Annotated in this window: 30 protein-coding genes and 1 tRNA gene; 20 read left to right on the top strand and 11 right to left on the bottom strand. The window is 68.1% G+C overall.

What is annotated here, in order from left to right:
- The first annotated feature begins 111 nt into the window (after positions 1-111).
- The 4 genes from AC2YG9_RS02010 (at position 112) to recR (ending at position 3,911) form a co-directional block, all read left to right on the top strand.
- A complete protein-coding gene (locus tag AC2YG9_RS02010) occupies positions 112-1,947 on the top strand; it encodes a DNA polymerase III subunit gamma/tau (RefSeq protein ID WP_487296249.1) in 1,836 nt (611 codons plus the stop codon).
- A 26-nt stretch (positions 1,948-1,973) separates the two neighbouring features.
- Positions 1,974-2,777, top strand: a complete 804-nt coding sequence (locus AC2YG9_RS02005) for an SDR family oxidoreductase (protein ID WP_487296248.1) — start codon at positions 1,974-1,976, stop codon at positions 2,775-2,777.
- Positions 2,774-3,097 carry a YbaB/EbfC family nucleoid-associated protein gene (locus tag AC2YG9_RS02000; RefSeq protein WP_487296247.1) on the top strand — a complete coding sequence of 108 codons (324 nt, stop codon included), beginning with the start codon at positions 2,774-2,776 and terminating at the stop codon, positions 3,095-3,097. Before AC2YG9_RS02005 ends, AC2YG9_RS02000 begins: the two co-directional genes overlap by 4 nt.
- A 211-nt stretch (positions 3,098-3,308) precedes the next feature.
- On the top strand, positions 3,309-3,911 hold the full coding sequence (gene recR, locus AC2YG9_RS01995; protein WP_487296246.1) for a recombination mediator RecR: 603 nt from the start codon (positions 3,309-3,311) through the stop codon (positions 3,909-3,911).
- Here recR and AC2YG9_RS01990 read toward each other — a convergent pair.
- Entirely contained in the window at positions 3,908-4,189 is a 282-nt protein-coding gene (locus AC2YG9_RS01990) for a hypothetical protein (RefSeq protein ID WP_487296245.1), read from the bottom strand. The two genes, recR and AC2YG9_RS01990, sit on opposite strands and share 4 nt — an antisense overlap.
- An 88-nt stretch (positions 4,190-4,277) precedes the next feature.
- Between AC2YG9_RS01990 and rmuC the strand changes: the two genes are divergently transcribed.
- From rmuC to msrQ, 7 genes are all read left to right on the top strand, one after another.
- Positions 4,278-5,549, top strand: coding sequence for a DNA recombination protein RmuC (gene rmuC, locus AC2YG9_RS01985; RefSeq protein ID WP_487296244.1), 1,272 nt, complete (start codon positions 4,278-4,280; stop codon positions 5,547-5,549).
- Between the two features lie 53 nt (positions 5,550-5,602).
- Positions 5,603-6,124 carry a peptide deformylase gene (gene def, locus AC2YG9_RS01980; RefSeq protein WP_487296243.1) on the top strand — a complete coding sequence of 174 codons (522 nt, stop codon included), beginning with the start codon at positions 5,603-5,605 and terminating at the stop codon, positions 6,122-6,124.
- Between the two features lie 265 nt (positions 6,125-6,389).
- On the top strand, positions 6,390-6,737 hold the full coding sequence (locus AC2YG9_RS01975) for an ArsR/SmtB family transcription factor (RefSeq protein WP_487296242.1): 348 nt from the start codon (positions 6,390-6,392) through the stop codon (positions 6,735-6,737).
- A 12-nt stretch (positions 6,738-6,749) separates the two neighbouring features.
- Entirely contained in the window at positions 6,750-7,247 is a 498-nt protein-coding gene (locus AC2YG9_RS01970; protein ID WP_487296241.1) for an SRPBCC family protein, read from the top strand.
- On the top strand, positions 7,244-7,849 hold the full coding sequence (locus tag AC2YG9_RS01965; RefSeq protein ID WP_487296240.1) for a glutathione S-transferase family protein: 606 nt from the start codon (positions 7,244-7,246) through the stop codon (positions 7,847-7,849). Before AC2YG9_RS01970 ends, AC2YG9_RS01965 begins: the two co-directional genes overlap by 4 nt.
- Before the next feature lie 271 nt (positions 7,850-8,120).
- Positions 8,121-9,053: a protein-methionine-sulfoxide reductase catalytic subunit MsrP gene (gene msrP / locus AC2YG9_RS01960; protein ID WP_487296239.1), complete on the top strand. Its 933-nt coding sequence runs from the start codon at positions 8,121-8,123 to the stop codon at positions 9,051-9,053.
- Entirely contained in the window at positions 9,053-9,676 is a 624-nt protein-coding gene (gene msrQ / locus AC2YG9_RS01955; protein WP_487296238.1) for a protein-methionine-sulfoxide reductase heme-binding subunit MsrQ, read from the top strand. The genes msrP and msrQ overlap by 1 nt, the downstream gene beginning before the upstream one ends.
- A 104-nt stretch (positions 9,677-9,780) precedes the next feature.
- Here the strand turns inward: msrQ and AC2YG9_RS01950 are convergent, their stop codons facing one another.
- Complete coding sequence (locus tag AC2YG9_RS01950; RefSeq protein WP_487296237.1) at positions 9,781-10,080, bottom strand: cell surface protein; 300 nt, start codon at positions 10,078-10,080, stop codon at positions 9,781-9,783.
- A gap of 92 nt (positions 10,081-10,172) precedes the next feature.
- On the opposite strand from AC2YG9_RS01950, the gene fmt reads away from it, so the two are divergent.
- Positions 10,173-11,099 carry a methionyl-tRNA formyltransferase gene (gene fmt / locus AC2YG9_RS01945; RefSeq protein WP_487296907.1) on the top strand — a complete coding sequence of 309 codons (927 nt, stop codon included), beginning with the start codon at positions 10,173-10,175 and terminating at the stop codon, positions 11,097-11,099.
- Positions 11,099-11,836, top strand: coding sequence for a tRNA pseudouridine(38-40) synthase TruA (gene truA / locus AC2YG9_RS01940; protein ID WP_487296236.1), 738 nt, complete (start codon positions 11,099-11,101; stop codon positions 11,834-11,836). The genes fmt and truA overlap by 1 nt, the downstream gene beginning before the upstream one ends.
- Here truA and AC2YG9_RS01935 read toward each other — a convergent pair.
- The 7 genes from AC2YG9_RS01935 to argB all read right to left on the bottom strand — a co-directional run bounded on the left by AC2YG9_RS01935 (position 11,830) and on the right by argB (position 16,992).
- Positions 11,830-12,159 carry a hypothetical protein gene (locus AC2YG9_RS01935; RefSeq protein ID WP_487296235.1) on the bottom strand — a complete coding sequence of 110 codons (330 nt, stop codon included), beginning with the start codon at positions 12,157-12,159 and terminating at the stop codon, positions 11,830-11,832. The genes truA and AC2YG9_RS01935 overlap by 7 nt on opposite strands.
- A 37-nt stretch (positions 12,160-12,196) precedes the next feature.
- Positions 12,197-12,574, bottom strand: coding sequence for a DUF3597 domain-containing protein (locus AC2YG9_RS01930; protein ID WP_487296234.1), 378 nt, complete (start codon positions 12,572-12,574; stop codon positions 12,197-12,199).
- Positions 12,575-12,880: 306 nt separating this feature from the next.
- Positions 12,881-13,318, bottom strand: a complete 438-nt coding sequence (locus AC2YG9_RS01925; RefSeq protein ID WP_487296233.1) for an EamA family transporter — start codon at positions 13,316-13,318, stop codon at positions 12,881-12,883.
- Positions 13,315-14,472: a succinyl-diaminopimelate desuccinylase gene (gene dapE, locus AC2YG9_RS01920; protein ID WP_487296232.1), complete on the bottom strand. Its 1,158-nt coding sequence runs from the start codon at positions 14,470-14,472 to the stop codon at positions 13,315-13,317. Before dapE ends, AC2YG9_RS01925 begins: the two co-directional genes overlap by 4 nt.
- Before the next feature lie 98 nt (positions 14,473-14,570).
- Positions 14,571-15,419, bottom strand: a complete 849-nt coding sequence (gene dapD, locus AC2YG9_RS01915; RefSeq protein WP_487296231.1) for a 2,3,4,5-tetrahydropyridine-2,6-dicarboxylate N-succinyltransferase — start codon at positions 15,417-15,419, stop codon at positions 14,571-14,573.
- Positions 15,416-16,081, bottom strand: coding sequence for a pyrimidine 5'-nucleotidase (locus AC2YG9_RS01910; RefSeq protein ID WP_487296230.1), 666 nt, complete (start codon positions 16,079-16,081; stop codon positions 15,416-15,418). The genes dapD and AC2YG9_RS01910 overlap by 4 nt, the downstream gene beginning before the upstream one ends.
- On the bottom strand, positions 16,078-16,992 hold the full coding sequence (gene argB / locus AC2YG9_RS01905; protein ID WP_487296229.1) for an acetylglutamate kinase: 915 nt from the start codon (positions 16,990-16,992) through the stop codon (positions 16,078-16,080). The genes AC2YG9_RS01910 and argB overlap by 4 nt, the downstream gene beginning before the upstream one ends.
- A gap of 408 nt (positions 16,993-17,400) precedes the next feature.
- On the opposite strand from argB, the gene AC2YG9_RS01900 reads away from it, so the two are divergent.
- The 6 genes from AC2YG9_RS01900 (at position 17,401) to rplA (ending at position 20,638) form a co-directional block, all read left to right on the top strand.
- A tRNA-Trp gene (locus tag AC2YG9_RS01900) sits at positions 17,401-17,476 on the top strand.
- Between the two features lie 64 nt (positions 17,477-17,540).
- Positions 17,541-17,852 (top strand): preprotein translocase subunit SecE, encoded by a 312-nt coding sequence (secE, locus tag AC2YG9_RS01895; RefSeq protein WP_487296228.1) that lies wholly within the window; start codon positions 17,541-17,543, stop codon positions 17,850-17,852.
- Positions 17,849-18,415, top strand: coding sequence for a transcription termination/antitermination protein NusG (gene nusG / locus AC2YG9_RS01890; protein WP_487296227.1), 567 nt, complete (start codon positions 17,849-17,851; stop codon positions 18,413-18,415). Before secE ends, nusG begins: the two co-directional genes overlap by 4 nt.
- A gap of 297 nt (positions 18,416-18,712) precedes the next feature.
- Positions 18,713-19,354, top strand: coding sequence for a glutathione S-transferase family protein (locus tag AC2YG9_RS01885; protein ID WP_487296226.1), 642 nt, complete (start codon positions 18,713-18,715; stop codon positions 19,352-19,354).
- Between the two features lie 158 nt (positions 19,355-19,512).
- Positions 19,513-19,944, top strand: a complete 432-nt coding sequence (gene rplK, locus AC2YG9_RS01880) for a 50S ribosomal protein L11 (protein WP_487296225.1) — start codon at positions 19,513-19,515, stop codon at positions 19,942-19,944.
- Between the two features lie 4 nt (positions 19,945-19,948).
- A complete protein-coding gene (rplA, locus tag AC2YG9_RS01875) occupies positions 19,949-20,638 on the top strand; it encodes a 50S ribosomal protein L1 (protein ID WP_487296224.1) in 690 nt (229 codons plus the stop codon).
- Positions 20,639-20,711: 73 nt separating this feature from the next.
- On the opposite strand, the gene AC2YG9_RS01870 is transcribed toward rplA, so the two are convergent.
- Positions 20,712-20,984, bottom strand: coding sequence for a hypothetical protein (locus AC2YG9_RS01870; RefSeq protein ID WP_487296223.1), 273 nt, complete (start codon positions 20,982-20,984; stop codon positions 20,712-20,714).
- A 195-nt stretch (positions 20,985-21,179) separates the two neighbouring features.
- Positions 21,180-22,094, bottom strand: coding sequence for an oxygenase MpaB family protein (locus AC2YG9_RS01865; protein ID WP_487296906.1), 915 nt, complete (start codon positions 22,092-22,094; stop codon positions 21,180-21,182).
- A gap of 100 nt (positions 22,095-22,194) precedes the next feature.
- Between AC2YG9_RS01865 and AC2YG9_RS01860 the strand changes: the two genes are divergently transcribed.
- On the top strand, positions 22,195-22,863 hold the full coding sequence (locus AC2YG9_RS01860) for a CerR family C-terminal domain-containing protein (protein ID WP_487296222.1): 669 nt from the start codon (positions 22,195-22,197) through the stop codon (positions 22,861-22,863).
- Positions 22,864-23,028: the final 165 nt, after the last annotated feature.

Raw genomic sequence — 23,028 nt, 5'->3', positions numbered from 1 at the left:
CTCATCGTGATCGCTAACGCATCGCCCGCCCTTTCGGCGCGCGCCCGCGATGACGTAGAGTGGCCGCTCAAGAAGATTCCCCGGCCCACCGCCGGGCCGCCGAAGGCCTCGATGTCCGACACCGCACCGCCCTGGGATGAAGACGAGCCCGCCGCAGAGGCCGAGGAACGCGACACCCTGACCGTCGACATCTTCGGCGAGCCAGATCCCGAGCCCCAGGCCCCTGTTCCGCCGCCGGCCGCGCCGGGTCCGGCCCTGGCCGAGATGCCGGCCTACACCGTGCTGGCCCGCAAGTACCGGCCGCGCAACTTCGACGACCTGATCGGCCAGGAGGCGATGGTTCGCACCCTGACCAACGCCTTCGCCACCGGCCGGATCGCCCACGCCTTCATGCTCACCGGCGTGCGCGGGGTCGGCAAGACCACCACCGCCCGCCTGCTGGCCCGCGCCCTCAACTATGAGAGCGAGACGGTGCATCAGCCGTCGATGGACCTCAACGTCGAGGGCCGCCACTGCGCCGCCATCGTCGAGGGCCGTCACATGGACGTGCTGGAACTCGACGCCGCCAGCCGAACCAAGGTCGACGAGATGCGCGAGCTGCTCGACGGGGTGCGCTATTCGCCGGTCGAGGCCCGCTACAAGGTCTACGTCATCGACGAAGTGCACATGCTGTCGACGGCGGCGTTCAACGCCCTGCTGAAGACGCTGGAAGAGCCGCCGCCGCACGCCAAGTTCATCTTCGCCACCACCGAAATCCGCAAGGTGCCGGTGACCATCCTCAGCCGCTGCCAGCGTTTCGACCTGCGCCGCGTCGAGCCCGACGTGCTGGCCAAGCACTTCGAGCGCATCTGCGAGAAGGAAGGCGCCAAGGTCGAGGCCGAAGGCCTGGCCCTGATCTCTAGAGCCGCCGAGGGCTCGGTGCGCGACGGCCTCTCCCTGCTCGACCAGGCCATCGTCCAGACCGAGCCTGGCCAGATCGTGCCGACGAAAGTTATCCAGGACATGCTCGGCCTGGCCGACCGGTCCCAGACCATCGAGCTCTTCGAACAGATCATGCGCGGCGAGACCGGCGCCGCCATCCACACCTTCCGCACCCTCTGGGGCTTCGGCGCCGACCCGGTGCAGGTGGTCCTCGACCTGCTCGAACACAGCCACCAGGCGTCCGTCTCCAAGGCCCTCGGGCCCGACGCCCTCAGCCTTCCCAAGGAACAGGCCCAGCGTCTCGCCGCCGTTGGCGCGCTCGCCTCCGCCGGCTCCCTCTCGCGCCTCTGGCAGATGCTGCTCAAGGCCCATGACGAGGTCCGCCGGGCGCCCGACCCGTCGGCCGCCGTCGAGATGGCCCTGATCCGCCTGACCTACGCCGCCGACCTTCCCGGTCCCGAAGAGGCGCTGAAGGCCCTGCGCGACGGCGAACCGCTCGGCGGCGGTCCCAGCGGCGGTGGCGGCGGCGGCCAATCTTCTGGCGGCGGCGCGGTCGCCCAGGCCCGTTTCGCCCAGCCGGTGGCCCAGACGGCCCCGCAGACCGAGACCGTCGCCCTGGCCACCTTCGACGACGTCCTCAAGCTGATCGAGGCCAAGCGCGACATCGGCCTCAAGCTCGACGTCGACCGCTACCTGCGGCTGGTCAGCTACCGCCCCGGCGCCATCGTCTACGAACCGGCCCAGGGCACGCCGGCCAACTTCGCCGGCCGCCTGGTCTCGCGCCTCAAGGAATGGACCGGCCAGCCCTGGCTGGTCGCGGCCGAGGGCGGCGGCGGGGCCGAAACCGCCTGGGAAAAGCAGAAGCGCGAGCAGAAGGAAGCCCGTCTCGAAATCGAGGCCGACCCCTTCGTCCGCTCGGTGATGGAAGCCTTCCCCGGCGCCGAGATCCTCGGTGTGAAGCAGCTTGCCATTCCGCAGGGGGAAGCGGCTAGCGATCCTCCTGTGGAACCAGAGGACGACGACTGATCCTCGGGCCAACGGGAGAGACGTCCATGACCGCAGCCAACGGCCGCAAATCCATCTTCATCACCGGCGGCGCCTCCGGCATGGGCCTGGAGACCGCCCGCCTGTTCGCGGAACAGGGCTGGTTCGTCGGCGCCTGTGACGTCAACGCCGCCGGCCTCGACGCCCTCAAGGCCGAGCTTGGCGACGCCGTCCTGACCCAGGTCCTCGATGTCACCGACCGCGCCGCCTATGCCGCCGCCCTTGATGTCTTCTCGGCGGCCACCGGCGGCAAGCTCGACCTCCTCTACAACAACGCCGGCATCGGCCGCGGCGGTCCGTTCATTGACCAGCCGTGGGAAGACGTCATGGACGTGGTCAACATCAACTTCGTCGCCGTGCTGTCGGGCATCCACCTCGCCGCCCCGCTGCTGAAAGCCACCCCCAACAGCCTCTGCTTCACCACCTCATCCTCGTCGGCGATCTTCGGCATCCCCAACATCGCCGTCTATTCGGCCACCAAGCACGCGGTGAAGGGCCTGACCGAAGCCCTGTCGGTCGAGCTGCGCGCCCACGGCGTGCGCGCCGCCGACACCCTGCCCGGCATGATCGACACCCCCATCCTGCCCGACGAAGCCAAGGCCAACGCCCCGACCGAGGGCATGTGGCGGCTCACACCTCCGCGAGAAGTGGCTCAGGCGGTCTGGGACGCCTACCATTCGGACAAGATCCACTGGTATGTCCCCTCCGAACTCGAGGCCTACGACGCCATGCAGACGCAGAATCCGGAAGCCATCCGCGACCAGATGCTGACCATGGGCGGCCTCTTCAGCGAAGGAAGCGAGACGACATGAAAGACCTCCAGGGGCTGATGAAGCAGGCCCAGCAGATGCAGGCCAAGCTGGCCGAAGCCCAGGAAAAGGCCGCCGCCATCGTCGTCGAGGGCACGTCTGGCGGCGGCATGGTCAAGGTGACGCTCCGGGGCGCCGGCGAACTGGCCGGCGTCGAACTGGACGAGAGCCTGCTGGCCCCCGGCGAAGGCGAGGTCATCGCCGACCTCCTGGTCGCCGCCCACGCCGACGCCCGCCGCAAACTGGAAGCCCAGACCGCCGAGCTGATGCAGGCGGCGGCCGGCCCGCTGGCCGGGATGAAGATCCCGGGGATGCCGTTCTAACCCCGTCATCCTAGGCCTTGTGCCTAGGACCCACGGTTCAGCCGCCGCGAACCTCTGCCCTAGAGGCGCAGCCGCGCCTCCACCCCACCGCTAGAGCAAGCGGACGCGTGGGTCCTAGGCACAAGGCCTAGGATGACGACCGGGGAGGGGTGAACAGCGGAGAATCACCCCCTATGTTCACAGCCGGGCGTACCGCTCACCGGACACTTCAATGGCCTCCGTCGCCGGACCCGAGATCGAACGTCTGATCAGCCTGCTGGCCAAGTTGCCGGGGCTCGGCCCCCGCTCGGCCCGCCGCGCGGCCCTGACCCTGCTCAAGCGCCGCGACCAGCTGCTCGGGCCGCTGGCCAGCGCCCTCGCTGACGCCCAGGCCAATGTGAAAACCTGCAGTGTCTGCGGCAGCCTCGACACCTGCGACCCGTGCAGCCTCTGCGCCGACGGCATGCGCGACCGCACCCTGATCTGCGTCGTCGAAGAGGTGGGGTCCGTCTGGGCCATGGAGCGGGCAGGGGCCTTCCGCGGCCGCTACCATGTGCTCGGCGGCCTCTTATCGGCCCTCGATGGCGTCGGCCCCGACAACCTGCGCATCAACGAACTGACCGCCCGGGTCACCGAAGGCGACATCCGCGAGGTGGTCCTGGCCCTGCCCGCCACCGTCGACGGCCAGACCACCGCCCACTACATCGCCGAACGGCTCTCCAACCTCGACGTGGCGGTGACCATGCTGGCCCGAGGCGTCCCCGTCGGCGGCGACCTCGACTGGCTCGACGACGGCACGATTGCCCAGGCCATGCGGGCACGTCGGCCGGCCTAGGGCTGGCCCTTTTCGGCCCTGCTTTGGAAATAGCTGGCCAGGGCCAGGGCGGCGAGGGCGACAACGACAGCGCCGATCAAGACGGCCAGCTCACCGGTCCGGACATAGACCTCCGGCCCATGGGCGACGATCGGGTGGATGTAACCCAGCGCCGGATCGGGAACCGTCGGCCGGGCGCCGATCAGGTAGAAATCGTAGATTACGGCGAAGGCCAAAGCCAGCCAGCCGGGGATGGCGAAGGCGTACAGCAGCCGTTTGGACCGGTCTTTCGGGATCATCTGCGGCTCGGAGCAATGCAATCTTCGAGATCATACACCAGCTCCAATTCAAAGTGACCCGACTGTCGAACCACGCTAAGAACCAACCATGAACGCTGCCACGCTTGCCCTCATCGTCGCTGCCGCCTTCGCATTGCTGGCCGTCGTCGCCCTCGCCTGGGCCCTGATGGAGCGCCGGCGGGCCGCCGTCGCCGAGGCCAAGGCCTGGGACCTGCAGGCGCAGTTCACCACCGCCGACGCCCGCGCCCGCATGCTGGAGGACCAGTCCGGGGCCACTGCCGAACTCCTGAAAGCCCAGGCCACGCAACAGGCCGGCGCCGTCGCCGAGGAACTGCTCAAGCGTACCGAGGAAAGCTTCCGCAACCGCGAACAGCTGGCCGAGGCCCGCCTGGCCGCCCAGCTGAAACCCGTCGCCGAAACCCTGCAGAAGTTCGAGGCCCAGGTCACCGCCGTCGAGAAGGCCCGGGCCGAAGAGCAGGGCGGCCTGAAATCCCAGATCGCCGCCCTGATGGACGCCTCGGTCGCCACCCAGGCCGAGGCCCGCAAGCTGTCCGCCGCCCTGCGCCGGGGCGCCGGCGTCCAGGGCCGCTGGGGCGAACAGACCCTGCGCAATGTCCTGGAGGCCGCTGGCCTCGCCAACCAGTACGACTTCGTCGAACAGTTCAGCCTCGACACCGAGGAGGGCCGCCGCCGCCCGGACGTCAAGGTCCGCATGCCGGCGGGCGCCGTCTTCGCCATCGACGCCAAATGCTCGCTCAACGCCTTCATGGACGCCCAGGAAACCGCCGACGAGGCCCTGCGCGAGGCCGCCATGGTGCGCCACGCCGCCAGCGTGCGTGGCCACATGCAGTCCCTCTCCGCGAAAGCCTACTGGGACCAGTTCGCCTCCGAACGCTCCCCCGACTTCGTGGCCATGTTCGTGCCCGGCGACGGCTTCCTGGCCGCCGCGCTGGAGCGCCTGCCCGACCTGATGACCGAGGCCATGGACAAGCGGGTCCTGATCGTCACCCCCACCACCCTGTTCGCCCTCTGCAAGGCCGTCGCCTACGGCTGGCGGGTCGAGGAACAGGCCGCCAACGCCGACCACATCGCCAAGCTCGGCCGCGACCTCTACGCCCGGCTGTCGGTGATGGGCGGTCACGTCGCCGCCATGGGCAAGGCGCTGGAAACCGCCACCGGCCGCTACAACCAGTTCGTCGCCAGCCTTGAGACCCAGGTCCTGACCCAGGCCCGCCGCTTCGAGGACCTCAAGGTGGACCACGAGGGCAAGGAACTGCCCGAGCTCGGCCCCATCGAGGGCGGCGTGCGGCCGCTTGCCAAACTCGCCGCTGACACGCCCGCCCTGTCCGACAAGCACTGACTGCGACCAAGGCCCAGCTTGACGGTCAGGTATCGAGCTCTTACCTCCCCGCCATGGCCATCCGTCGCATCCTCACCGTCGACAACGCCGCCGACCTGGCGGTGCTGAAGAAGAAGTCCGTTCCCGTGGAGGCCGTCACCGACGCCCACCGCGCCCTGATGGACGACATGCTGGAGACCATGTACGCCGCCCCCGGCATCGGCCTGGCCGCCGTGCAGGTCGGCGAGCCGCTGCGCATCATCGTCATGGATCTCGCCCGCGACGGTGAGGAGCCGGCCCCGCGTTTCTTCGTGAACCCCGAGATCGTCGACAAGAACGACAGCCTCGCCCCCTACGAGGAAGGCTGCCTGTCGGTGCCCGACATCTACGAGACCGTCGAACGCCCCGACCAGGTCCTGATCCGCTACCTCGACTACAACGGCAAGGCCGTCGAGGAACCGGCCGACGGCCTCTACGCCGTCTGCATCCAGCACGAGATGGATCACCTCGAAGGCGTTCTGTTCATCGACCACCTGAGCCGTCTCAAGCGCGACCGGGCGATCACCAAGGTCAAGAAGGCCGCGCGCGCGGCGTAAGGCCGACAAAGCAGCTGATTCAAGCTCTCCCCCCGTGAAGCGGGGGGAGGACCGCTCTGGAGCGCTCAGCGACAGAGCAGGAGGGGGGAACCCCCGTGTCAGGAGGAACCTCCCCACCGCCGGTGGGCCCGCCTCCTGTTTTCTCGCTTAGGCTCGAAAACGGTCCTCCCCCCACTTCGCGGGGGGAGAGCTCGAATCTCCGCGCTTGACTCCACCCCCTGAATATAACCATATAGTTCTATAACTACATGGTTCGATACATCGCATGACCCCCACCGCCCGTCTCGACGCCACCTTCCAGGCCCTCGCCGACCCCACGCGCCGCGCCATTCTCGCGCGCCTGGCCAGCGGGGAGGCTTCGGTCAACGACCTGGCCGAACCGTTCGCCATGTCCCAGCCGGCCATCTCCAAACACATCAAGGTCCTCGAACGCGCCGGCCTGGTCACCCGCGGCCGCGACGCCCAGCGCCGCCCGGTCCGCATCGAGGCCGCCCCCCTGGCCGAGGCCAACGCCTGGATCGAGGACTATCGCCGCCTCTGGGAAGCCAACTTCGCCCGCCTCGACAGCCTGCTGGAAGACCTCCAGGCCGCCATCCCGAAGAACAGGAACTAGGAGACGCCGCCCATGACCGCCAGGACTCCCTTCGCGACCCACGTCACCACCCCGTCCGACCGCGAGATCACCGTCACCCGCCAGGTCCGCGCCCCGCGCGAGCTGGTCTGGCGGGCTTACACCGACCCGGACCTGATCCCCCGCTGGCTGCTGGGACCGCCCGGCTGGACCATGCCGGTCTGCGAGATGGACGCCCGGGTCGGCGGCGCCTACCGCTATCTCTGGGTCTCGGAGGCCGATCCGGCCGTCAAGATGGGCCTGGCCGGCGTCCACCGTGAGGTCGATCCGCCCGCCCGCCTCGTCGCCACCCAGACCTTCGAGCCCGACATGATGGGCGGCGAGAGCCTGGTCACCACCACCTTCGAGGAGGCCGCCGGCCTGACCACCATCGTCACCAACATCCTCTACGCCAGCAAGGACATCCGCGACGCCGCCGCCTCGACCGGCATGGCCGACGGCATGGAAGCTGGCTACCAGCGCCTCGAAGGCCTGCTGGAGGCCGTCCAATGATCACCATCCACAACTTCCCGCGTGGCGCTCGCGGCCTGCGGGTCATGTGGCTGCTCGAGGAACTGGGCGTCCAGTACCAGTTCTCCCCGGTTACCTTCCCGCCCAGCGAGGCCTATCTGGCCCTCAACCCGCTCGGCAACGTCCCCTTCCTCGAGGATGAGGGCGTGGCCATCAACGAGAGCATCGCCATGCTGCTCTACGTCGCCGAACGTTACGGCCCGACGCCCTTCCTGCCGGCGAAGGACGACCCCGACCTCGCCAGGGTCCTGCAACTGACCATCATGTCCGAGACCGCCATCGGCATGTCGATGAACCCCCTGATGGCGGCCAAATTCGGCGCCCCCGTCGAGCACAGGCAAAACTGGTCCGTCGGCGTCCTGGAGCATGTTCTCGAGGGCTCGGTCGGCTTCATCGAGGCCCAGCTGACCGGCGACTACCTGGTCGGCAACCGCCTCACCCTCGCCGACATGGCCTTCGCCACCGCGCTCGGCATCTGGCGCGGCGCCCTCGGCGGCGTCCTCAACGACAAACTCGCCGCCTACCACGCGGGCCTCGCTGCCCGCCCGGCCTACCAGCGCGCCATGGCGGCAATGGGCGCCTGACAGCGGCCGCCCCTCCCAAGCTCTCCCCCCGTGAAGCGGGGGGAGGACCGCTTTGGAGTGAAACGACAAAGCAGGAGGGGGGAACCCCCTGCCTGACGACTATCCCTTACCGCCGGTGGGCCCGCCTCCTGCTTTCTCGCTTGAAGGCTCGAAAGCGGTCCTCCGCCCTAAGGGCGGAGAGCTTGCGTCGCTGATCACGCCGCCTTCCGATCATTTGACTCGCCTGTGATCGGCTCCACATTCCACAAGGGGCCGAACCGGAGAGACGTTCATGCTGATCCGCCACGCCGGCGACCTGACCGAGAACGACGTCACGCCGCACGGCCTCTATCTGCGGCGCCGCGAGTTCATGACCGGCGCTATCGCGCTGGGCGCCGGCGGCCTCGCCGCCTGCGCGCCGGAGGACGTCGCCGCCGCCCCGCTGAAGGCCGCCAAGACCCGCTACACCACCACCGAAAAGCTGACCCCCTTCAAGGACGTCACGACCTACAACAACTTCTACGAATTCGGCGTCGACAAGTCAGACCCGGCCCGCAATTCCGGCCGCCTCAAAACCCGCCCCTGGACCGTCAAGGTCGACGGCGCCTGCGCCAAACCCGGAACCTACAACATCGAGGACGTCCTCAAGATCGCCCCCCTGCAGGAGCGCATCTATCGCCTGCGCTGCGTCGAGGGCTGGTCGATGGTCATCCCCTGGATCGGCATCCCCCTGGCCGACATCCTCAAACGCTACCAGCCGACCTCGAAGGCCAAATACGTCGCCTTCGAAACCCTGCTGCGCCCCTCCGAAATGCCGGGCCAGCGCCGCGCCGTCCTGCAGTGGCCCTACCGCGAGGGCCTGCGCATGGACGAGGCCATGCACCCGCTGGCCTTCATGGCCGTCGGCCTCTACGGCCAGACCCTGCTGAACCAGAACGGCGCCCCCATGCGCCTGGTCGTGCCCTGGAAGTACGGCTTCAAGTCGATCAAGAGCATCACCCGCATCAGCTTCACCGAGACCCAGCCGAAGACGGCCTGGCAGATGTCGGCGCCGCAGGAGTACGGCTTCTACTCCAACGTCAATCCGGCCGTGGATCACCCCCGCTGGAGCCAGGCATCCGAGCGCCGCATCGGCGAGTTCATCCGCCGCAAGACCCTGCCCTTCAACGGCTACGGCGAGGTCGCCGGCCTTTACGCCGGCATGGACCTGCGGAAGTTCTTCTGATGGCTTCGAAGACCCGGGACCGGCTCGTCTACGGGCTGGTCTGGCTGGCCTGTTTCGCCCCGATCCCCTGGCTCGTGTGGCGCTTGTTTGGTGGCGAGCTCGGCGCCAACCCCATCGAGGCCCTGATCCGCCAGCTCGGCGTCTGGGGTCTGCGTTTCGTGCTGATCAGCCTGGCCATCACCCCGGCCGCCCGCCTGCTGCGTCAGCCGCGCCTGATCCGCTTCCGTCGTACGGTCGGCCTGTTCGCCTTCGCCTATGTGCTGCTGCACTGGTGCACATACGTCGGCGTCGACCAGTTCTTCGACTGGGCCGCCATCCTCAAGGACATCTACAAACGCCCCTTCATCACCATCGGCATGACGGCCTTCGTGCTGCTGATCCCCCTGGCCGTAACCAGCACCAACGCCGCCATCCGCCGGCTCGGCCCGATCCGCTGGAAACGCCTCCACCGCCTGATCTACGTCATCGCCCCGCTGGGGGTGCTGCACTACTACATGCTGGTGAAGGCCGACCACCGCCCGCCGCTGATCTACGCGGCGATCCTGGCGGTGCTGCTGGGGTACAGGCTGATCGAAGCCGTGCGAAATCGCGCCAAGAAGCGGCGGACCGCGACGCCATCATAAGCTCTCCCCCCGCGTTGCGGGGGGAGGACCGCTTTCGAGCCTTCAAGCGAGAAAGCGGTCCTCCGCCCCAAGGGCGGAAAGCTTCCGTTCCAGCCTTCTCAGCCCTACTGCCCCGACGTCTTCTCCTGCGCCGCCTCGGCCTTGTCTTCCTGCGAGCTCCTGGCCAGGTCCTCCTGCGCGTTCGCCGCCGTGTCCTTCACCGCGTCGGCCGCCTCGGCCCCCGCTTCCTTGATCGCCGCGCCGGCTTCCTTGACGTCCGGGTCGTTGGCGATGTCCGAGGCCGCTTCCTTGACTTCGGCCCCGGCCGCGGCGGCGCCTTCCTTCAGTTCGGCGCGGTCCTGCTGGTCGCAGGCGGCGAGGGTCAGGCCGAGGGCGGCCAGGGCGACGAGGGCGAGTGAGCGCATGAGGTGTCTCCGACAAATGTTCCATCGCATCAACGAACCGTGATCGCCCGGGTTCCCTTCCTACATAGCCAGCAAACCGCTACATGCCCGCCATGCGTCTCGCCTTCCTCGGCACCCCCGATTTCGCCGTCGTCAGCCTGGCCGCCCTCCTCGAGGCCGGCCACGACATCGCCTGCGTCTACAGCCAGCCCCCGGCCCCGCGCGGCCGTGGCCAGGATCTCAAGCCCTCGCCGGTCCACCAGTTTGCCGAGGGTCACGGGCTCACCGTCCGCACACCGAAATCCATGAAGACCGAGGAAGAGATCGCCGCCTTCCAGGCCCTGAACCTCGACGCCGCCGTCGTCGTCGCCTTCGGCCAGATCCTCAAACCCGCCATCCTCGAGGCCCCGCGCCTCGGCTGTTTCAACCTGCACGGCTCGATCCTGCCCCGCTGGCGCGGCGCCGCCCCGATCCAGCGCGCCGTCATGGCCGGCGACGAGATCACCGGCGTCCAGGTCATGCGCATGAGCGAGGGCCTCGACGAGGGCGCGGTGATCGCCACCGCCACCACCCGCATCGGCCGCTACGACACCGCCGGCACAATCCACGACCGCCTGGCCGACCTCGGCGCCCGCCTCCTCGTCGACACCCTGCCGGCGATCGAAGCGGGCACAGCTGTCGAAACCCCACAAGCCGAGGACGGCACTAGTTACGCCCGCAAGATCACCCCGGCCGAAGCCCGCCTTGACTGGACCCGTCCCGCCGAAGAGATCGACCGCCAGATCCGTGGCCTCTCCCCCTTCCCGGGCGCCTGGTTCGAGGCCCCGTCCTCGCGCGGACCCGCCCGCGTCAAGGCCCTGATGTCCCACGTCGAGGACGCCTCGGGCGCCCCCGGCACGGCCCTTGACGACAACCTGCTGATCGCCTGCGGCGACGGCGCCGTCCGCCTCCTTGAACTGCAGCGCGAGGGCAAGGGCCGCCAACCGGCCGATGTCTTCCTGCGCGGCTTCCCGCTCGCGGCCGGCACGGCCTTAAGCTGATGCCCCGCTACCGCCTCACCGTCGAATACGACGGCCGCCCCTATCGCGGCTTCCAGGCCCAGGCCGACCTGCCGTCGGTCCAGGGCTCCATCGAACGGGCGGTGAAGGCCTTCTGCGGCGAGGACATCCGCCTCCAGGCCGCCGGCCGCACCGACACCGGGGTCCACGCCACCGGCCAGGTCGTCCATGTCGATCTCGAAAAGGACTGGCCGGCCCAGACCGTGCTGCGGGCCATCAACGCCCACCTGGTCCCCGAGCCCATCGCCATCCTCGATGCGTCCGTCGGCGAGGGCGACTGGCACGCCCGCTTCAGCGCCACCGAGCGCCGCTACCTTTACCGCATCCTCAACCGCGAGGCCGGCCCGGCCCTCGACCAGGGCCGCGTCTGGCATGTGAAGAAGCCCATCGATGCGGCGGCGATGCACGCGGCCGCCCAGGCCCTGGTCGGCCACCATGACTTTACGACGTTCCGCGACATGCAGTGCCAGGCCAAGTCGCCGATGAAGACCCTCGACCTCGCCGCCGTCCGCCGCGAGGGCGACTATGTCCTGCTCGATTTCGCCAGCCGCAGTTTCCTGCACCGCCAGGTCCGCTCGATGACCGGCACCCTGGCCGAGGTCGGCGTCGGCCGCTGGAAGGCGGAGGATGTGGCCAGGGCGCTGGCGGCGAGGGACCGCACCGCCTGCGGCCCGGTCGCGCCGGCCGACGGACTGTATCTGACCGGCGTCAGCTACTGATCTTCACCGCCCAGGATGCGCGCCCGACGCGCCCGGTCCCGCCCTTCCTCGTCGGACCGCGTCGCGCGCAGGTTCCAGTCGGCCCGCTTCCACTGCGCCGTCCAGTAGGCCGGCAATGCCAGGACCGCGCCGAGGCCCAGCAGGATGGGGGCCCAGTCTCCCGCTATCCGTTTGGGCAGGATCGCCAGCACCATCATCGATCCGAACAGGCAAAGGCCGCCGACACCCGCCGCGATCCACTCCCACTGCAGAGCGGTGGACTTCAGGTTGTCATCCGAGTCCGTTCTGGGCCTGGATCGGGATAGGTCGCGCTGTCCGAACACGGGCGGAGTATCGCTCCGCCCGGCCGGTCCGCCAACCCTAGTCCATCAAGCTGGCCGGCACCTTGCCGCCATTCTCGGCCAGCTTCTTGAGCACCGCCTTGTGCAGCCAGATGTTCATCGCCGCGCTGTCCGACTTGTCGCCGGTGTAGCCCAGCTCGTCGGCCAGCTCCTTGCGCTCCTGCAGGCTGCTCTCCATCCCGACCAGCTTCATCAGGTCGACGATCGAGGTCCGCCAGTTCAGCTTCTGGGGATTGTTCGCCGCCATGTCCTCCAGCACCGCCTCGATATCCACCGGGGCGGGCGCCTGGGCCTGCGGGGGCGGCGCCGGCTGGGCCTGAGGCGTCGGGGCAGGGGCGGGGGCCGCCTTGGGCTTGTGGCCGAAAATCTTGCCGAGAATGTTGCTGAAAATGCCCATGGCCGTGCCTCACGCTGTCGCGGCCAATGCGGCCGCCTGAGCAGAATGAAGTCTCGAAACCCCGCTTCGTTGCCTGCCAAAACATATGTCTAGACATATTCATCGACCGTTCGGCCCCGAACGACGACGCCGGCCTCCGCCCGCCGGTGGGCGGGTGGTCCCGGGGTGGTGGCCCGGTTGGCGATGCAGCGGTGTATCCGGCCCCTCAGGCGGACGCCAGTTTGGTATTATGATGTTGAAAATGCACGAAAAATGCCGGCTGTACCCATCCGGTCCGTGCTATAATGGGACCGCTTCGATAGGGACCTACCGGATCGCCACCAGCACCGCCCCGATGGCGATCAGCGCCACCCCCAGCCAGTTCCTCCAGCTCAGATGCTCGCCCAGGAAGGCCACCCCCATGATCGCCACCAGCACCACCGACAACTTGTCCAGCGGCGCCACCCGGGCGGCCTCGCCCAGCTTCAGGGCCCGGAAGTAGCAGAGCCAGCTGGCCCCCGTGGCCAGGCCCGACAGGGTCAGGAACATCAGGGTGCGGGGGTTAAGCTCGCCGACCGCCCGCCACTGACCACTGACCGCCACGATCAGTCCGGCGAAGGCCACCACCACCAGGGTCCGCACCAGGGTGGCCAGGTCGGACGGGGTGTCCCGTACCCCGACCTTGGCCAGGATCGCCGTCGCCGCCGCGAACACCGCCGCCAGCAGGGCCCAGAACAGCCAGCCGCCGGCCAGGGACCGGATCACCCGATGCGCTCGAAGTAGAGATCGATGATCCGCTCGTAGACCCTCTGCAGGCCGTAGATCTCGGCCACCGGGGCCCGCTCGTCGACCATATGCATGGTCGTCCCGACGAGGCCGAACTCGACCACCGGGCAGAGGCTGCGGATGAAGCGGGCGTCGCTGGTGCCGCCGGTGGTGGAGAGGTCCGGCTCCCGGCCCGTGGTCTCGCGCACGGCGTCGGCGACCACGGCGGTGAACGGGCCCTGCTCGGTCAGGAAGGCCTCGCCGCTGATCACCGGCCGGACGCTGACCGTCCCGTCGAAGCCCTCGTTGGCCAGCCGGCATTCCTCCTCGAACCAGGCGGCCAGGTCGGCGCCCCTGTGGCCGGGGTTGAAGCGGATATTGACCCGCGCCGTCGCCCTGGCCGGGATGACGTTGGTCCCCGGGTTATCGACATCGACCGTGGTGACTTCGAGGTTCGAGGGCTGGAACTCCGGATAGCCCTCGTCCAGCACCCGGTCCTGCAACCGGCCCAGGAGCCGCACCAGCACCGGAATCGGATTGGCCGCCCGCTGCGGATAGGCCACATGGCCCTGGCGGCCCTCGACGGTGAACCAGGCGTTGATGCTGCCGCGCCGGCCGATCTTGACCATGTCGCCCAGGGCCACGCTGCTGCTGGGCTCGCCGACGATGCAGTGGTCGATGGCCTCGCCCTCGGCCAGCAGCGCCTCGACCACCTTCTTCGTCCCGTCCAGCGCCGGGCCCTCCTCGTCGCCCGTAATCAGGAAGGACAGGCTGCCCTTCGGCTCGCCCCGGGACAGCACGGCGGCGACGGCGGCGGTGAAGGCGGCGATGGCGCTCTTCATGTCCACGGCCCCGCGCCCGAACAGCACCCCGTCCTTGACCTCGCCGGCAAAGGGGTCCTGCGTCCAGGCCCCGGCGTCGCCGACCGGCACCACATCGGTATGGCCGGCGAAACAGAGGTTGGGCCGCGCCGTCCCGCGCCGCGCATATAGGTTCTCGATCTCGCCGAACTTCATCCGCCGACAGCCGAAGCCCAGCGCCTCCAGCTCCCGCTGGAGAATATCCATCGCCCCCTCATCGGCCGGGGTGACCGAAGGGCGGCGGATCAGGGCTTGGGCGAGGGCGAGGGCGTCAATCGTCATTGCCTCACCCATAGCGCGGGCTGGCGCCCACGCAAACGCCGACGGCGCAGCCACTCAAGCTCTCCGCCCAGAGGGCGGAGAGCTTGAACAGCGGCGCTCGAGCTTGGGCGTCAGTCGCGCAGCAGGTCGTTGATGCTCGTCTTCGACCGCGTCTGGGCGTCGACCGTCTTGACGATGACCGCGCAGTAGAGGCTGGGGCCATTGCCGTGCGGGTCGGGCAGGCTGCCCGGCACCACCACGCTGTAGGGCGGCACGTAACCCCGGAAGGTCTCGCCGGTCTTGCGGTCGACGATCTTGGTCGAGGCCGACAGGAAGACGCCCATGGAGAGCACGCTGCCCTGGCCGACGACCACGCCCTCCACAACCTCGGAGCGGGCGCCGATGAAGCAGTCGTCCTCGATGATGGTCGGGTTGGCCTGCAGGGGCTCCAGCACCCCGCCGATGCCGACGCCGCCGCTGAGGTGAACGCGCTTGCCGATCTGGGCGCAGGACCCGACCGTGACCCAGGTATCGACCATGGTGCTCTCATCGACATAGGCGCCGATGTTCACGAAGGATGGCATCAGGATGACGTTCCTGGCCACATAGGACCCGCGCCGCACGATGGCGCCGGGCACGGCCCGGAAGCCGCCTTCCTCGAACTGCGGCGCGTCCCAGCCGTCGAACTTGTTGGGCACCTTGTCCCACCAGGGTCCGACGCCGCCGCCCATGGCGCCGGCCCGCATGACGGTGTTGGGGTTGAGGCGGAAACTCAGCAGCACCGCCTTCTTCAGCCACTGGTGGGTGAACCAGCCGTCCTCGGTCTTCTCGGCCACGCGCAGCTTGCCGCTGTCCAGCAGGCTCAGGGCCTCCTCGACAGCCGTGCGGACGGGGCCTTTGGTGTCGGCGCCGATGCCGTCGCGGGCTTCCCAGGCGGCTTCGATTTCCAGGGCCAGGTCGGCGGCGGTCAGCTCGGTCATGCGGCGGTCTCCCGAACCTTGGCGGCGCTCAGGAAGCCGGCCAGGTCGTCGGTGCGGTGGTGGACGAAGGGGGCGGTGCTGGCCGGGGCCGTCGGCCCGACCAGGATGGTGGTCATGCCCAGCTCGGCGGCGGGCGCCAAGTTCTTCTCCGAGTCCTCGAAGAAGGCCGCCCCATGCGGTTCGACCTTGAGGTCGCGGCACATCTTCTGGAACGTCGAGAGGGCGGGCTTGGGCAGGTAGTCGGCGGAAGTGATGTGGAAGACGTCTTCCATCAGATGAGCGATGCCCAGCTTCTCCAGCACCCGCTCCGCATGCGGCCCCGAGCCGTTGGTGAAGATCAGCCGCCGGCCGGGCAGCCGCTCGATGGCCGCGATCATCTTCGGGTCGGGGGTTAACAGGTCGAGGGAAACGTCATGCACCTCGTCGAGGAAGTCCTCGGGATCGACCTCATGGTGCGCCATCAGCCCGGCAAGCGTGGTGCCCAGCTCGGTCCAGTACTTCTTCTGCAGGGCCCGGGCCTCGTCGCGGGGCAGGCCGGTGCGGCGCTCGACGAAGTCGGTCATCCGCACCTCGATCAGCTTCATGAAGCCGGTCTCGACGGGGTAGAGGGTGTTGTCGAGATCGAACAGCCAGGTCTCGATATGCTTGAGATCAGCCGTCACTTCTTCACCAGCGTCCCGGCGCCGTGCTCGCTGAACAGCTCGACCAGCATGGCGTGCGGCCGGCGGCCGTCGAGGATGACCACGGCCTCGACCCCGGCGTCGACGGCGGCGATGGCCGTCTCCAGCTTGGGGATCATGCCGCCGGTGGCGGTGCCGTCCCGGATGGCCTCGAAGGCCTGGGCCACCGTCATCTGGCGGATCAGCTCGCCGTTCTTGTCGAGCACGCCCTTCACGTCGGTCAGGAGCAGCATGCGCTTGGCCTTGAGGGCCCCGGCCATCGCGCCGGCCACGGTGTCGGCATTGACGTTGTAGGTCTGGCCGTCCTTGGCGACCCCGATCGGGGCGACCACGGGGATGTAGTCATGCTCGGCGTGGATCAGGGCGCTGATCAGCTGGGGGTCGACCTTCTGAGGTTCGCCGACGAAGCCCAGGTCCACCACCTCTTCCAGATTGCTGCCCGGGTCCTTCTTGGTCCGCCGGGCCTTGGTGACGGTGATCAGCCGGGCGTCCTTGCCCGACAGCCCGACGCCGCGCACGTCGGCCTCGGCGCCGGCCAGGGTGATCCAGTTGGCGATTTCCTTGTTGATGGCCCCCGACAGCACCATCTCGGCCACTTCCATGGTCGGGGCGTCGGTGACGCGCAGGCCATCGACGAAGGTCGACTTGACCCCGGCCCGGTCCAGCATGGCGCTGATCTGCGGCCCGCCGCCGTGGACGACCACCGGGTGCAGACCGAGCAGCTTGAGCAGCACCGTGTCGGCCGCGAACAGCTTGGCGACCTGTTCCTCGCCCATGGCGTGGCCGCCGTACTTGATGACCACGATCTCGCGGTCATAGCGCTGGATGTAGGGCAGCGCCTCGGCCAGGGTCCTGGCGGTGGCCCAACCAGCTTCTTCGACGCTGTCGCTCAAGGCTGAAAGCCTCCCGTGGCAAGTTCGCGGGTGCGATAGCGGACGGGGGGGCGGATGTCACGTAGGCAGGGGGCTATTGCTCCCCCGACCCCGGGTCTGTCTCCGTCTCCCCCGAATCGGAACTGCCCTCCGACCCCTTCGGCTCGGTCGCCGGGCGCGGCGGTTTACCGTCCCCGGCCGTGCGCTGGTTTTCGTGCTCGACTTCGGGGTTCGAGGGGCGGCGATCGTCGGTCATGCGGGGACTCCGGGAGGTGTTGCATCAAACGCACTGGCGCCGTTGACGCTCCCTACCCATCTCGTCCCTGTCGGATGCTTGCTCACCGGTTGCGAGCCTGCTAAACGGCCCGGCTCCGATAAGGGGTCGCGCGCCGTTGGGTTTCGCCTTGCGATGTGCTGGCTGTCTGTCGAACGAGTGTAGCTCAGCTGGTAGAGCGTCGGTCTCCAAAACCGAAAGTCGCAGGTTCGAGTCCTGCCACTCGTGCCATCCTTACAGACGGTCCCGGCCTTCGGGCCGTCTCAACTAGAAGATTCGAGTTTCAAGACCGTCCATGGCCAAGAAACCTGGCAACCTCGCCGCGATGAAGTCCCGCGCCGCCAAGAGCGCCGCGGTCGTCGCCGCGCCCGCCGGCACGGTTCCCGCTGAACCCAAGAAGCCGAAAGTCAGCATTCCGGAATTCTTCCGCCAGGTCCGCGCCGAAATGCGCAAGATCACCTGGACGACCTGGAAGGAAACCTGGATCACCTCGGCCATGGTGTTCGTCATGGTGATCATGGCGTCGCTGTTCTTCCTGCTGGTGGACTGGTTCTTGTCCAACGGCGTGCGCATGGTGCTTGAACTCGTGAGCGGAACCGCCCGATGACCGATACGACCTCCGAGCGCCCGGTGAACCCGCGCCACAAGTGGTACATCGTCCACGCCTACTCGAACTTCGAGAAGAAGGTGAAGGAATCGATCCTCGACCAGGCCAAGGCCCAGGGGCTGGACGAGTACTTCAGCGACATCCTGGTTCCGACCGAGGACGTCGTCGAGATCCGCCGCGGCCGCAAGGTCAACGCCGAGCGCAAGTTCTTCCCCGGCTATGTGCTGGTGAAGATGGAAATGACCGACGAGGCCTATCACCTCATCAAAAACACCCCGAAGGTCACCGGCTTCCTGGGCAGCGGCTCCAAGCCGATGCCGGTCTCCGAAAAGGAAGTCGAGCGCATCATCGGCGTCGCCGCCGAGGGCGCCGAGCGTCCCAAGCCCACCATCTCCTTCGAGATCGGCGAGCAGGTCCGCGTCACCGACGGCCCCTTCGCCAGCTTCAATGGCGCCGTGGAACAGGTCGACGAGGAACGCGCCCGCCTGCACGTGGCCGTCTCGATCTTCGGCCGCGCTACCCCGGTCGAGCTGGAATACAGCCAGGTCGAGAAGGTCTCGTAAGGCTTCACAGCCTGCGGAATTCAAAGGGCGGCCCCGAACTTCGGCGCCGCCCTTTTCGTTCTCCCCCGCTCGCCGTCATCCCAAGACTTGTTCTTGGGATCCACGGTTCAACCACCGCTAGCGGTTGTCGTGGAGGCGCGGCCGCGCCTCCAATGCTCCGTTTGTCGATACACCCACCGTGGGCCCCAAGAACAAGTCTTGGGGTGACGGAGTGTGGGGGTTGGGGCAGTGAACAGACTTCCGCTCGCGAGGGCTCCAGCCATAGACTGTTCGGGGATCGACGAGAGGGCCGCTTACATGATCACCGTCTGGGGCGAGGGCAGGGGCTTTCGTGTCGTCTGGTTGCTGGAGGAGATGGGTCTTCCCTACCGCCTGCGTGACGTGGACCTGCTGAAGGGCGCCGAGAGCGATCCGGAGTTCATGGCGATCAACCCTGGCGGCTTCATCCCGGCGCTGCAGGACGGCGATCAGGTCATCGTCGAGTCCGTGGCCATCCTGCAGTACCTGCTGGGCCGCTACGGTCCATCGCCGCTGTCGGTCGAGCCGGCCGATTCCGCCTTTGGCGCCTGGCTGCAGTTCCTGCACCTGGGCGAGGCCGGCCTGATGGGCCCGGCCTTCTTCGCCTGGGCCGGCGGCGGCTTCGGCCCCCAAGGCGCCTGCGACGACTGGACCGGCAAGCTGGGCCTCGAAATCCTCAACAGCCGCCGCCGGCTGGTCGCCCGTCAACTCGAGCAGGCGTCCTACATGGCCGGCGAGACCTTCACCGCCGCTGATATCTCGGTGGCCTATGCCCTGCTCTGGGCGAGACGGCAGGGGGTGACGGTGCTCACGCCGCCGGAGCTGGCCTACATCCAGCGCGTCACCGACCGCGACGGCTTCCGCGGCGCGATGAAGACCTGCCATGCCATTGGCAGCTGGGATCCGCCCTCGGACCGCTGAGCGCGGTTTGCATCCCCGGCCCCATCCTGCTACAGAGCCGGCCCCCGCGCTCTAACCAGCGCGGCTTTCGCCTTTACGGGTGAATTCAAATCCGTGGGAGGGACGCCAAGCCCGCACCACGGCTCACAACCGCCGGCAACGCCGGCAATGGAGAAACCATGGCCAAGAAGATTCTGGGCTACATCAAGCTGCAGGTGCCCGCGGGCTCCGCTACCCCCTCCCCGCCCATCGGGCCGGCGTTGGGTCAACGCGGCGTCAACATCATGGGCTTCTGCAAGGAGTTCAACGCCCGCACCGAGAACGTCGCCAAGGGCACGCCCCTGCCGACCGTGATCACCGTCTACCAGGACAAGAGCTTCACCTTCGTCACCAAGACCCCGCCGGCGACCTTCTTCATCAAGGAAGCCCTCGGTCTGAAGTCCGGCTCCAACAAGCCGGGCCGCGAAGTGGCCGGCAAGATCTCGCAAGCCCAGCTGCGCGAGATCGCCGAAAAGAAGATGAAGGACCTGAACGCGAACGACCTGGACGCGGCCACCAAGATCATCGCCGGCTCCGCCCGCGCGATGGGTCTCACCGTTGAGGAGGCCTGATCACATGGCTAAGCAAATCAAACGCGCCAAGGCCTGGACCGGCGACCGTGACGCCACCCACGCCGTCGAAGCCGCCATCAGCCTGGTGAAGGCCAACGCCACCGCCAAGTTCGACGAAAGCATCGAGATCGCCGTCAACCTGGGCGTCGACCCGCGTCACGCCGACCAACAGGTCCGTGGCGTTGTCTCGCTTCCCTCGGGCACCGGCCGCGACGTCCGCGTCGCCGTCATCGCCAAGGACGCCAAGGCTGATGAAGCCCGCGCCGCCGGCGCCGAAGTCGTCGGCGCCGAAGACCTGGTCGAGCGGATCCAGGGCGGCTTCATGGAATTTGACCGCGTCATCGCGACGCCGGACATGATGGCCCTCGTCGGCCGTCTGGGTAAGGTGCTGGGCCCGCGCGGCCTGATGCCCAACCCGCGTGTCGGCACCGTGACCCCGAACGTCGGTCAGGCCGTGAAGGACGCCAAGGGCGGCGCCATCGAGTTCCGCGTCGAGAAGGCGGGCATCGTCCACGCCGGCATCGGCAAGGCTTCGTTCACCGAGGACGCCCTGCTGGCCAACGTCCGCGCCCTCGTGGACGCGCTGAACAAGGCCAAGCCGTCGGGCGCCAAGGGCGTCTACGTGAAGCGCATCTCGCTCTCCTCGACCATGGGCCCCGGCTTCAAGGTCGATACCGGCAGCATCAACGCCTGAGGCGCTGACTGAAGGTTGAGTATCGGACGGGCGGCTCCTTTCAGGGGCCGCCCGTTTGCGTTTGGCCGGATGGTCAGCCAGGAAGGCCCACGAACCCATCGGCCACCCGCCAGTCGCGAGCGCGGCCGAGCGCGGACGGGGCAACCGCCTTCCAGTAGTCGGCGTCTTCGGGGCGCTGGTCGAGCATCCGCTCCACGGCGCGCAGGCGGCGCGCGGCGGCAATGGCCAACAGGCGGGCGTGTTCGCCGCGCGCGGTTGGTTGGGCTTCGGGGCGGAACTTGCGCAGGCGCCTGGCGTCGAAGGCGCGCCAGACAGCAGCTTCAAGGGTGCGGGTATCGTGGAACATCGAGGTGGCTCGCAAACCCGTGGCCAGCGCTTTTGCGAGGTCACAGCCTGGAGAAGCGATCGACTTCCGCGATCACTGGCAAGAATGTCTTCGGGGAGGAAGACGTTCCTTAGGCTGTGGATAAAATGTGGGGGAATTAAGGACTTACAAGGTTAAGGGGCGAAATTTTCGGCCTTTTTTCCGCCATCGCACAGATCAGGCGGCTTTCGCCACCGGCTGTTCGGCCAGCCCCGCTTCCTCCAGCAGCCGCTGCTGCACCGCCGGCTTGCGGTAGAGGAAGTCGGCCGGCAGGCCGAGACGCAGACAGGCGTCGGTGTGCGGCGCGTTGGGCGGAACAACCTTGTCGGCCAGCTTGCCGGCCAGCTTCAGGGCGATGATGTCGGCGGGGCTGAGGTCCCATTCCTTGCCCAACTTGAGCGCCTTGCGCACGACCGGCGGCAGCAGGGAGACCGAGGCGCGGGCCAGGGCCCTGTGCAGGAACTTCGGAACCGACGGGGCCGCCTGGCCCGACGTGATAATGCCGAGGAACTCATCGACGATGGGGTGAGCCTCGAAGCGGGGCGACAGCTTTTCCATCATGGCCATGAAGTCGGCAGTCGAGGCGATCGGGTTCTGCACGCCGTACAGGGCGGCGATCGGCGCGCCCTCCTGGTAGAAGCGGGTCTTGTCGGCCTCCGACACCGGGGCGACGAAACGGTCGTAGGCGTTGAGAAAGCCGTAGGCCGCCGTCGCCGACACCCAGTCGAGCAGTTCGGGATCGAGCGCCTCGTAGGCCTCGCCCGTCGGCGTCTCGCCGGTCACCCGGCTGTGCATGTTGGTGACGCCCTGGATCACCCGCCGCGCGGCGCTGGCCGGGCCATAGCAGCCGACCATGGCGGCGACGCCGGTGCGCTTGGAGCGACCGATGGGGTCGGCCTTGTAGGTCGAGTGGTCCCAGACGCCCGAGCGGATGCGGGCGTCGGCGAACTCCAGCAGCACGGCGGCCACCCCGCCGATGGCGAGCGCAATGGGGTTCTTGTACACGCGCCACTGCACCGAGCTTGGATACGCCAGAGCCATCTCGCCGGCCGGGCTTTTGAAATCGATCTTCCAGCCCAGGTAGGAGGTCATGTCGAGCAAGGCGCGGTTCCATCCAAAAATGTATCGAATGATATAAATCATCTTGTATCGCCGGATAGCCATGACCGCAAGCGGATGGCATACCGAAGAGATGTCGAGGATCGAGGGACGGGCGAGGGAGGTTTCGGGCTACGCCAAGGGCGAGGCCGCGCGTCTGCGCATTCTCGATGCGGCCCTCGCCGCCTTCGGTGAGGGCGGTTTCAAGGGCGCGACCACCCGCCAGATCGCCGAGGCCGCCGGGGTCAACCTGCCGGCCCTGAAGTACTATTTCGGCGGCAAGGAGGGCCTGTACCTGGCCTGCGCCGAGGAGATCGTCGAACGCTATCGCGGCCGCATGGTCGCCCCGGTGCTGCAGGCCCAGGTCATGCTGGAGGCCCGCCACACGCCGGACGAGGCCCGCGCCGCCCTGAAGCTGGTCGTGCGCGCCCTGGCCGACCAGATGATGGAGGCCCGCGAGGCCGAGGCCTGGGCCGGTTTCGTCCTGCGCGAAATGTCCGAGCCCGGACCTGCCTTCGCCATCCTCTATGATCAGGTCTGGGCCCCGGGCATCAATGTCGTCGGCTACATGATCAGCTTGGCTGGCGACCTCAAGCCGCGGGCCGCCCAGATCGAGGCGCTGCTGCTGATCTCCAGCCTGTCGGCCTTCGGCACGGCGCGGCCGGTCTCCCTGCAGTCGCTCGGCTGGGAGGATGTCGGCGGCGAGCGGTTCGAGAAGGTCATGGCCAACCTCGACCGGCGGATCGACGAACTGGGGCGCTGACCGGGACGGTTCTGTCCGTCAGCGGTTGCCAACCTCGCCTCATTCCCCTATACGCGCCGGCTTCCGTCGATGGACTCGTCCATGGGCGGTACCTGTCCGTGAACAGCGGGGCGGTGGGGTCACCACAGCCTTTATCCAGGAAGAGCCCTTCCTGACCGTTCGGAG

Source organism: Caulobacter sp. SRI_014 (assembly GCF_057586315.1).
This window is presented reverse-complemented; position numbering and strand designations above follow the sequence as displayed.

What these genes read in the sequence shown, in the direction of transcription:
- dapE (WP_487296232.1), bottom strand. Translation starts at nt 14,472, where the DNA reads ATGGGTGAGGCAATGACGATTGACGCCCTCGCCCTCGCCCAAGCCCTG.
- fmt (WP_487296907.1), top strand. Translation starts at nt 10,173, where the DNA reads ATGCGTCTCGCCTTCCTCGGCACCCCCGATTTCGCCGTCGTCAGCCTG.
- def (WP_487296243.1), top strand. Translation starts at nt 5,603, where the DNA reads ATGGCCATCCGTCGCATCCTCACCGTCGACAACGCCGCCGACCTGGCG.
- AC2YG9_RS01860 (WP_487296222.1), top strand. Translation starts at nt 22,195, where the DNA reads ATGTCGAGGATCGAGGGACGGGCGAGGGAGGTTTCGGGCTACGCCAAG.
- rplK (WP_487296225.1), top strand. Translation starts at nt 19,513, where the DNA reads ATGGCCAAGAAGATTCTGGGCTACATCAAGCTGCAGGTGCCCGCGGGC.
- AC2YG9_RS01990 (WP_487296245.1), bottom strand. Translation starts at nt 4,189, where the DNA reads ATGATCCCGAAAGACCGGTCCAAACGGCTGCTGTACGCCTTCGCCATC.
- AC2YG9_RS02010 (WP_487296249.1), top strand. Translation starts at nt 112, where the DNA reads ATGTCCGACACCGCACCGCCCTGGGATGAAGACGAGCCCGCCGCAGAG.
- rplA (WP_487296224.1), top strand. Translation starts at nt 19,949, where the DNA reads ATGGCTAAGCAAATCAAACGCGCCAAGGCCTGGACCGGCGACCGTGAC.
- secE (WP_487296228.1), top strand. Translation starts at nt 17,541, where the DNA reads ATGGCCAAGAAACCTGGCAACCTCGCCGCGATGAAGTCCCGCGCCGCC.
- AC2YG9_RS01865 (WP_487296906.1), bottom strand. Translation starts at nt 22,094, where the DNA reads ATGACCTCCTACCTGGGCTGGAAGATCGATTTCAAAAGCCCGGCCGGC.
- AC2YG9_RS01975 (WP_487296242.1), top strand. Translation starts at nt 6,390, where the DNA reads ATGACCCCCACCGCCCGTCTCGACGCCACCTTCCAGGCCCTCGCCGAC.
- AC2YG9_RS01930 (WP_487296234.1), bottom strand. Translation starts at nt 12,574, where the DNA reads ATGGGCATTTTCAGCAACATTCTCGGCAAGATTTTCGGCCACAAGCCC.
- nusG (WP_487296227.1), top strand. Translation starts at nt 17,849, where the DNA reads ATGACCGATACGACCTCCGAGCGCCCGGTGAACCCGCGCCACAAGTGG.
- AC2YG9_RS01870 (WP_487296223.1), bottom strand. Translation starts at nt 20,984, where the DNA reads ATGTTCCACGATACCCGCACCCTTGAAGCTGCTGTCTGGCGCGCCTTC.
- AC2YG9_RS01965 (WP_487296240.1), top strand. Translation starts at nt 7,244, where the DNA reads ATGATCACCATCCACAACTTCCCGCGTGGCGCTCGCGGCCTGCGGGTC.
- rmuC (WP_487296244.1), top strand. Translation starts at nt 4,278, where the DNA reads ATGAACGCTGCCACGCTTGCCCTCATCGTCGCTGCCGCCTTCGCATTG.
- truA (WP_487296236.1), top strand. Translation starts at nt 11,099, where the DNA reads ATGCCCCGCTACCGCCTCACCGTCGAATACGACGGCCGCCCCTATCGC.
- AC2YG9_RS01970 (WP_487296241.1), top strand. Translation starts at nt 6,750, where the DNA reads ATGACCGCCAGGACTCCCTTCGCGACCCACGTCACCACCCCGTCCGAC.
- AC2YG9_RS02000 (WP_487296247.1), top strand. Translation starts at nt 2,774, where the DNA reads ATGAAAGACCTCCAGGGGCTGATGAAGCAGGCCCAGCAGATGCAGGCC.
- msrQ (WP_487296238.1), top strand. Translation starts at nt 9,053, where the DNA reads ATGGCTTCGAAGACCCGGGACCGGCTCGTCTACGGGCTGGTCTGGCTG.
- recR (WP_487296246.1), top strand. Translation starts at nt 3,309, where the DNA reads ATGGCCTCCGTCGCCGGACCCGAGATCGAACGTCTGATCAGCCTGCTG.
- msrP (WP_487296239.1), top strand. Translation starts at nt 8,121, where the DNA reads ATGCTGATCCGCCACGCCGGCGACCTGACCGAGAACGACGTCACGCCG.
- dapD (WP_487296231.1), bottom strand. Translation starts at nt 15,419, where the DNA reads ATGACCGAGCTGACCGCCGCCGACCTGGCCCTGGAAATCGAAGCCGCC.
- AC2YG9_RS01950 (WP_487296237.1), bottom strand. Translation starts at nt 10,080, where the DNA reads ATGCGCTCACTCGCCCTCGTCGCCCTGGCCGCCCTCGGCCTGACCCTC.
- AC2YG9_RS02005 (WP_487296248.1), top strand. Translation starts at nt 1,974, where the DNA reads ATGACCGCAGCCAACGGCCGCAAATCCATCTTCATCACCGGCGGCGCC.
- AC2YG9_RS01885 (WP_487296226.1), top strand. Translation starts at nt 18,713, where the DNA reads ATGATCACCGTCTGGGGCGAGGGCAGGGGCTTTCGTGTCGTCTGGTTG.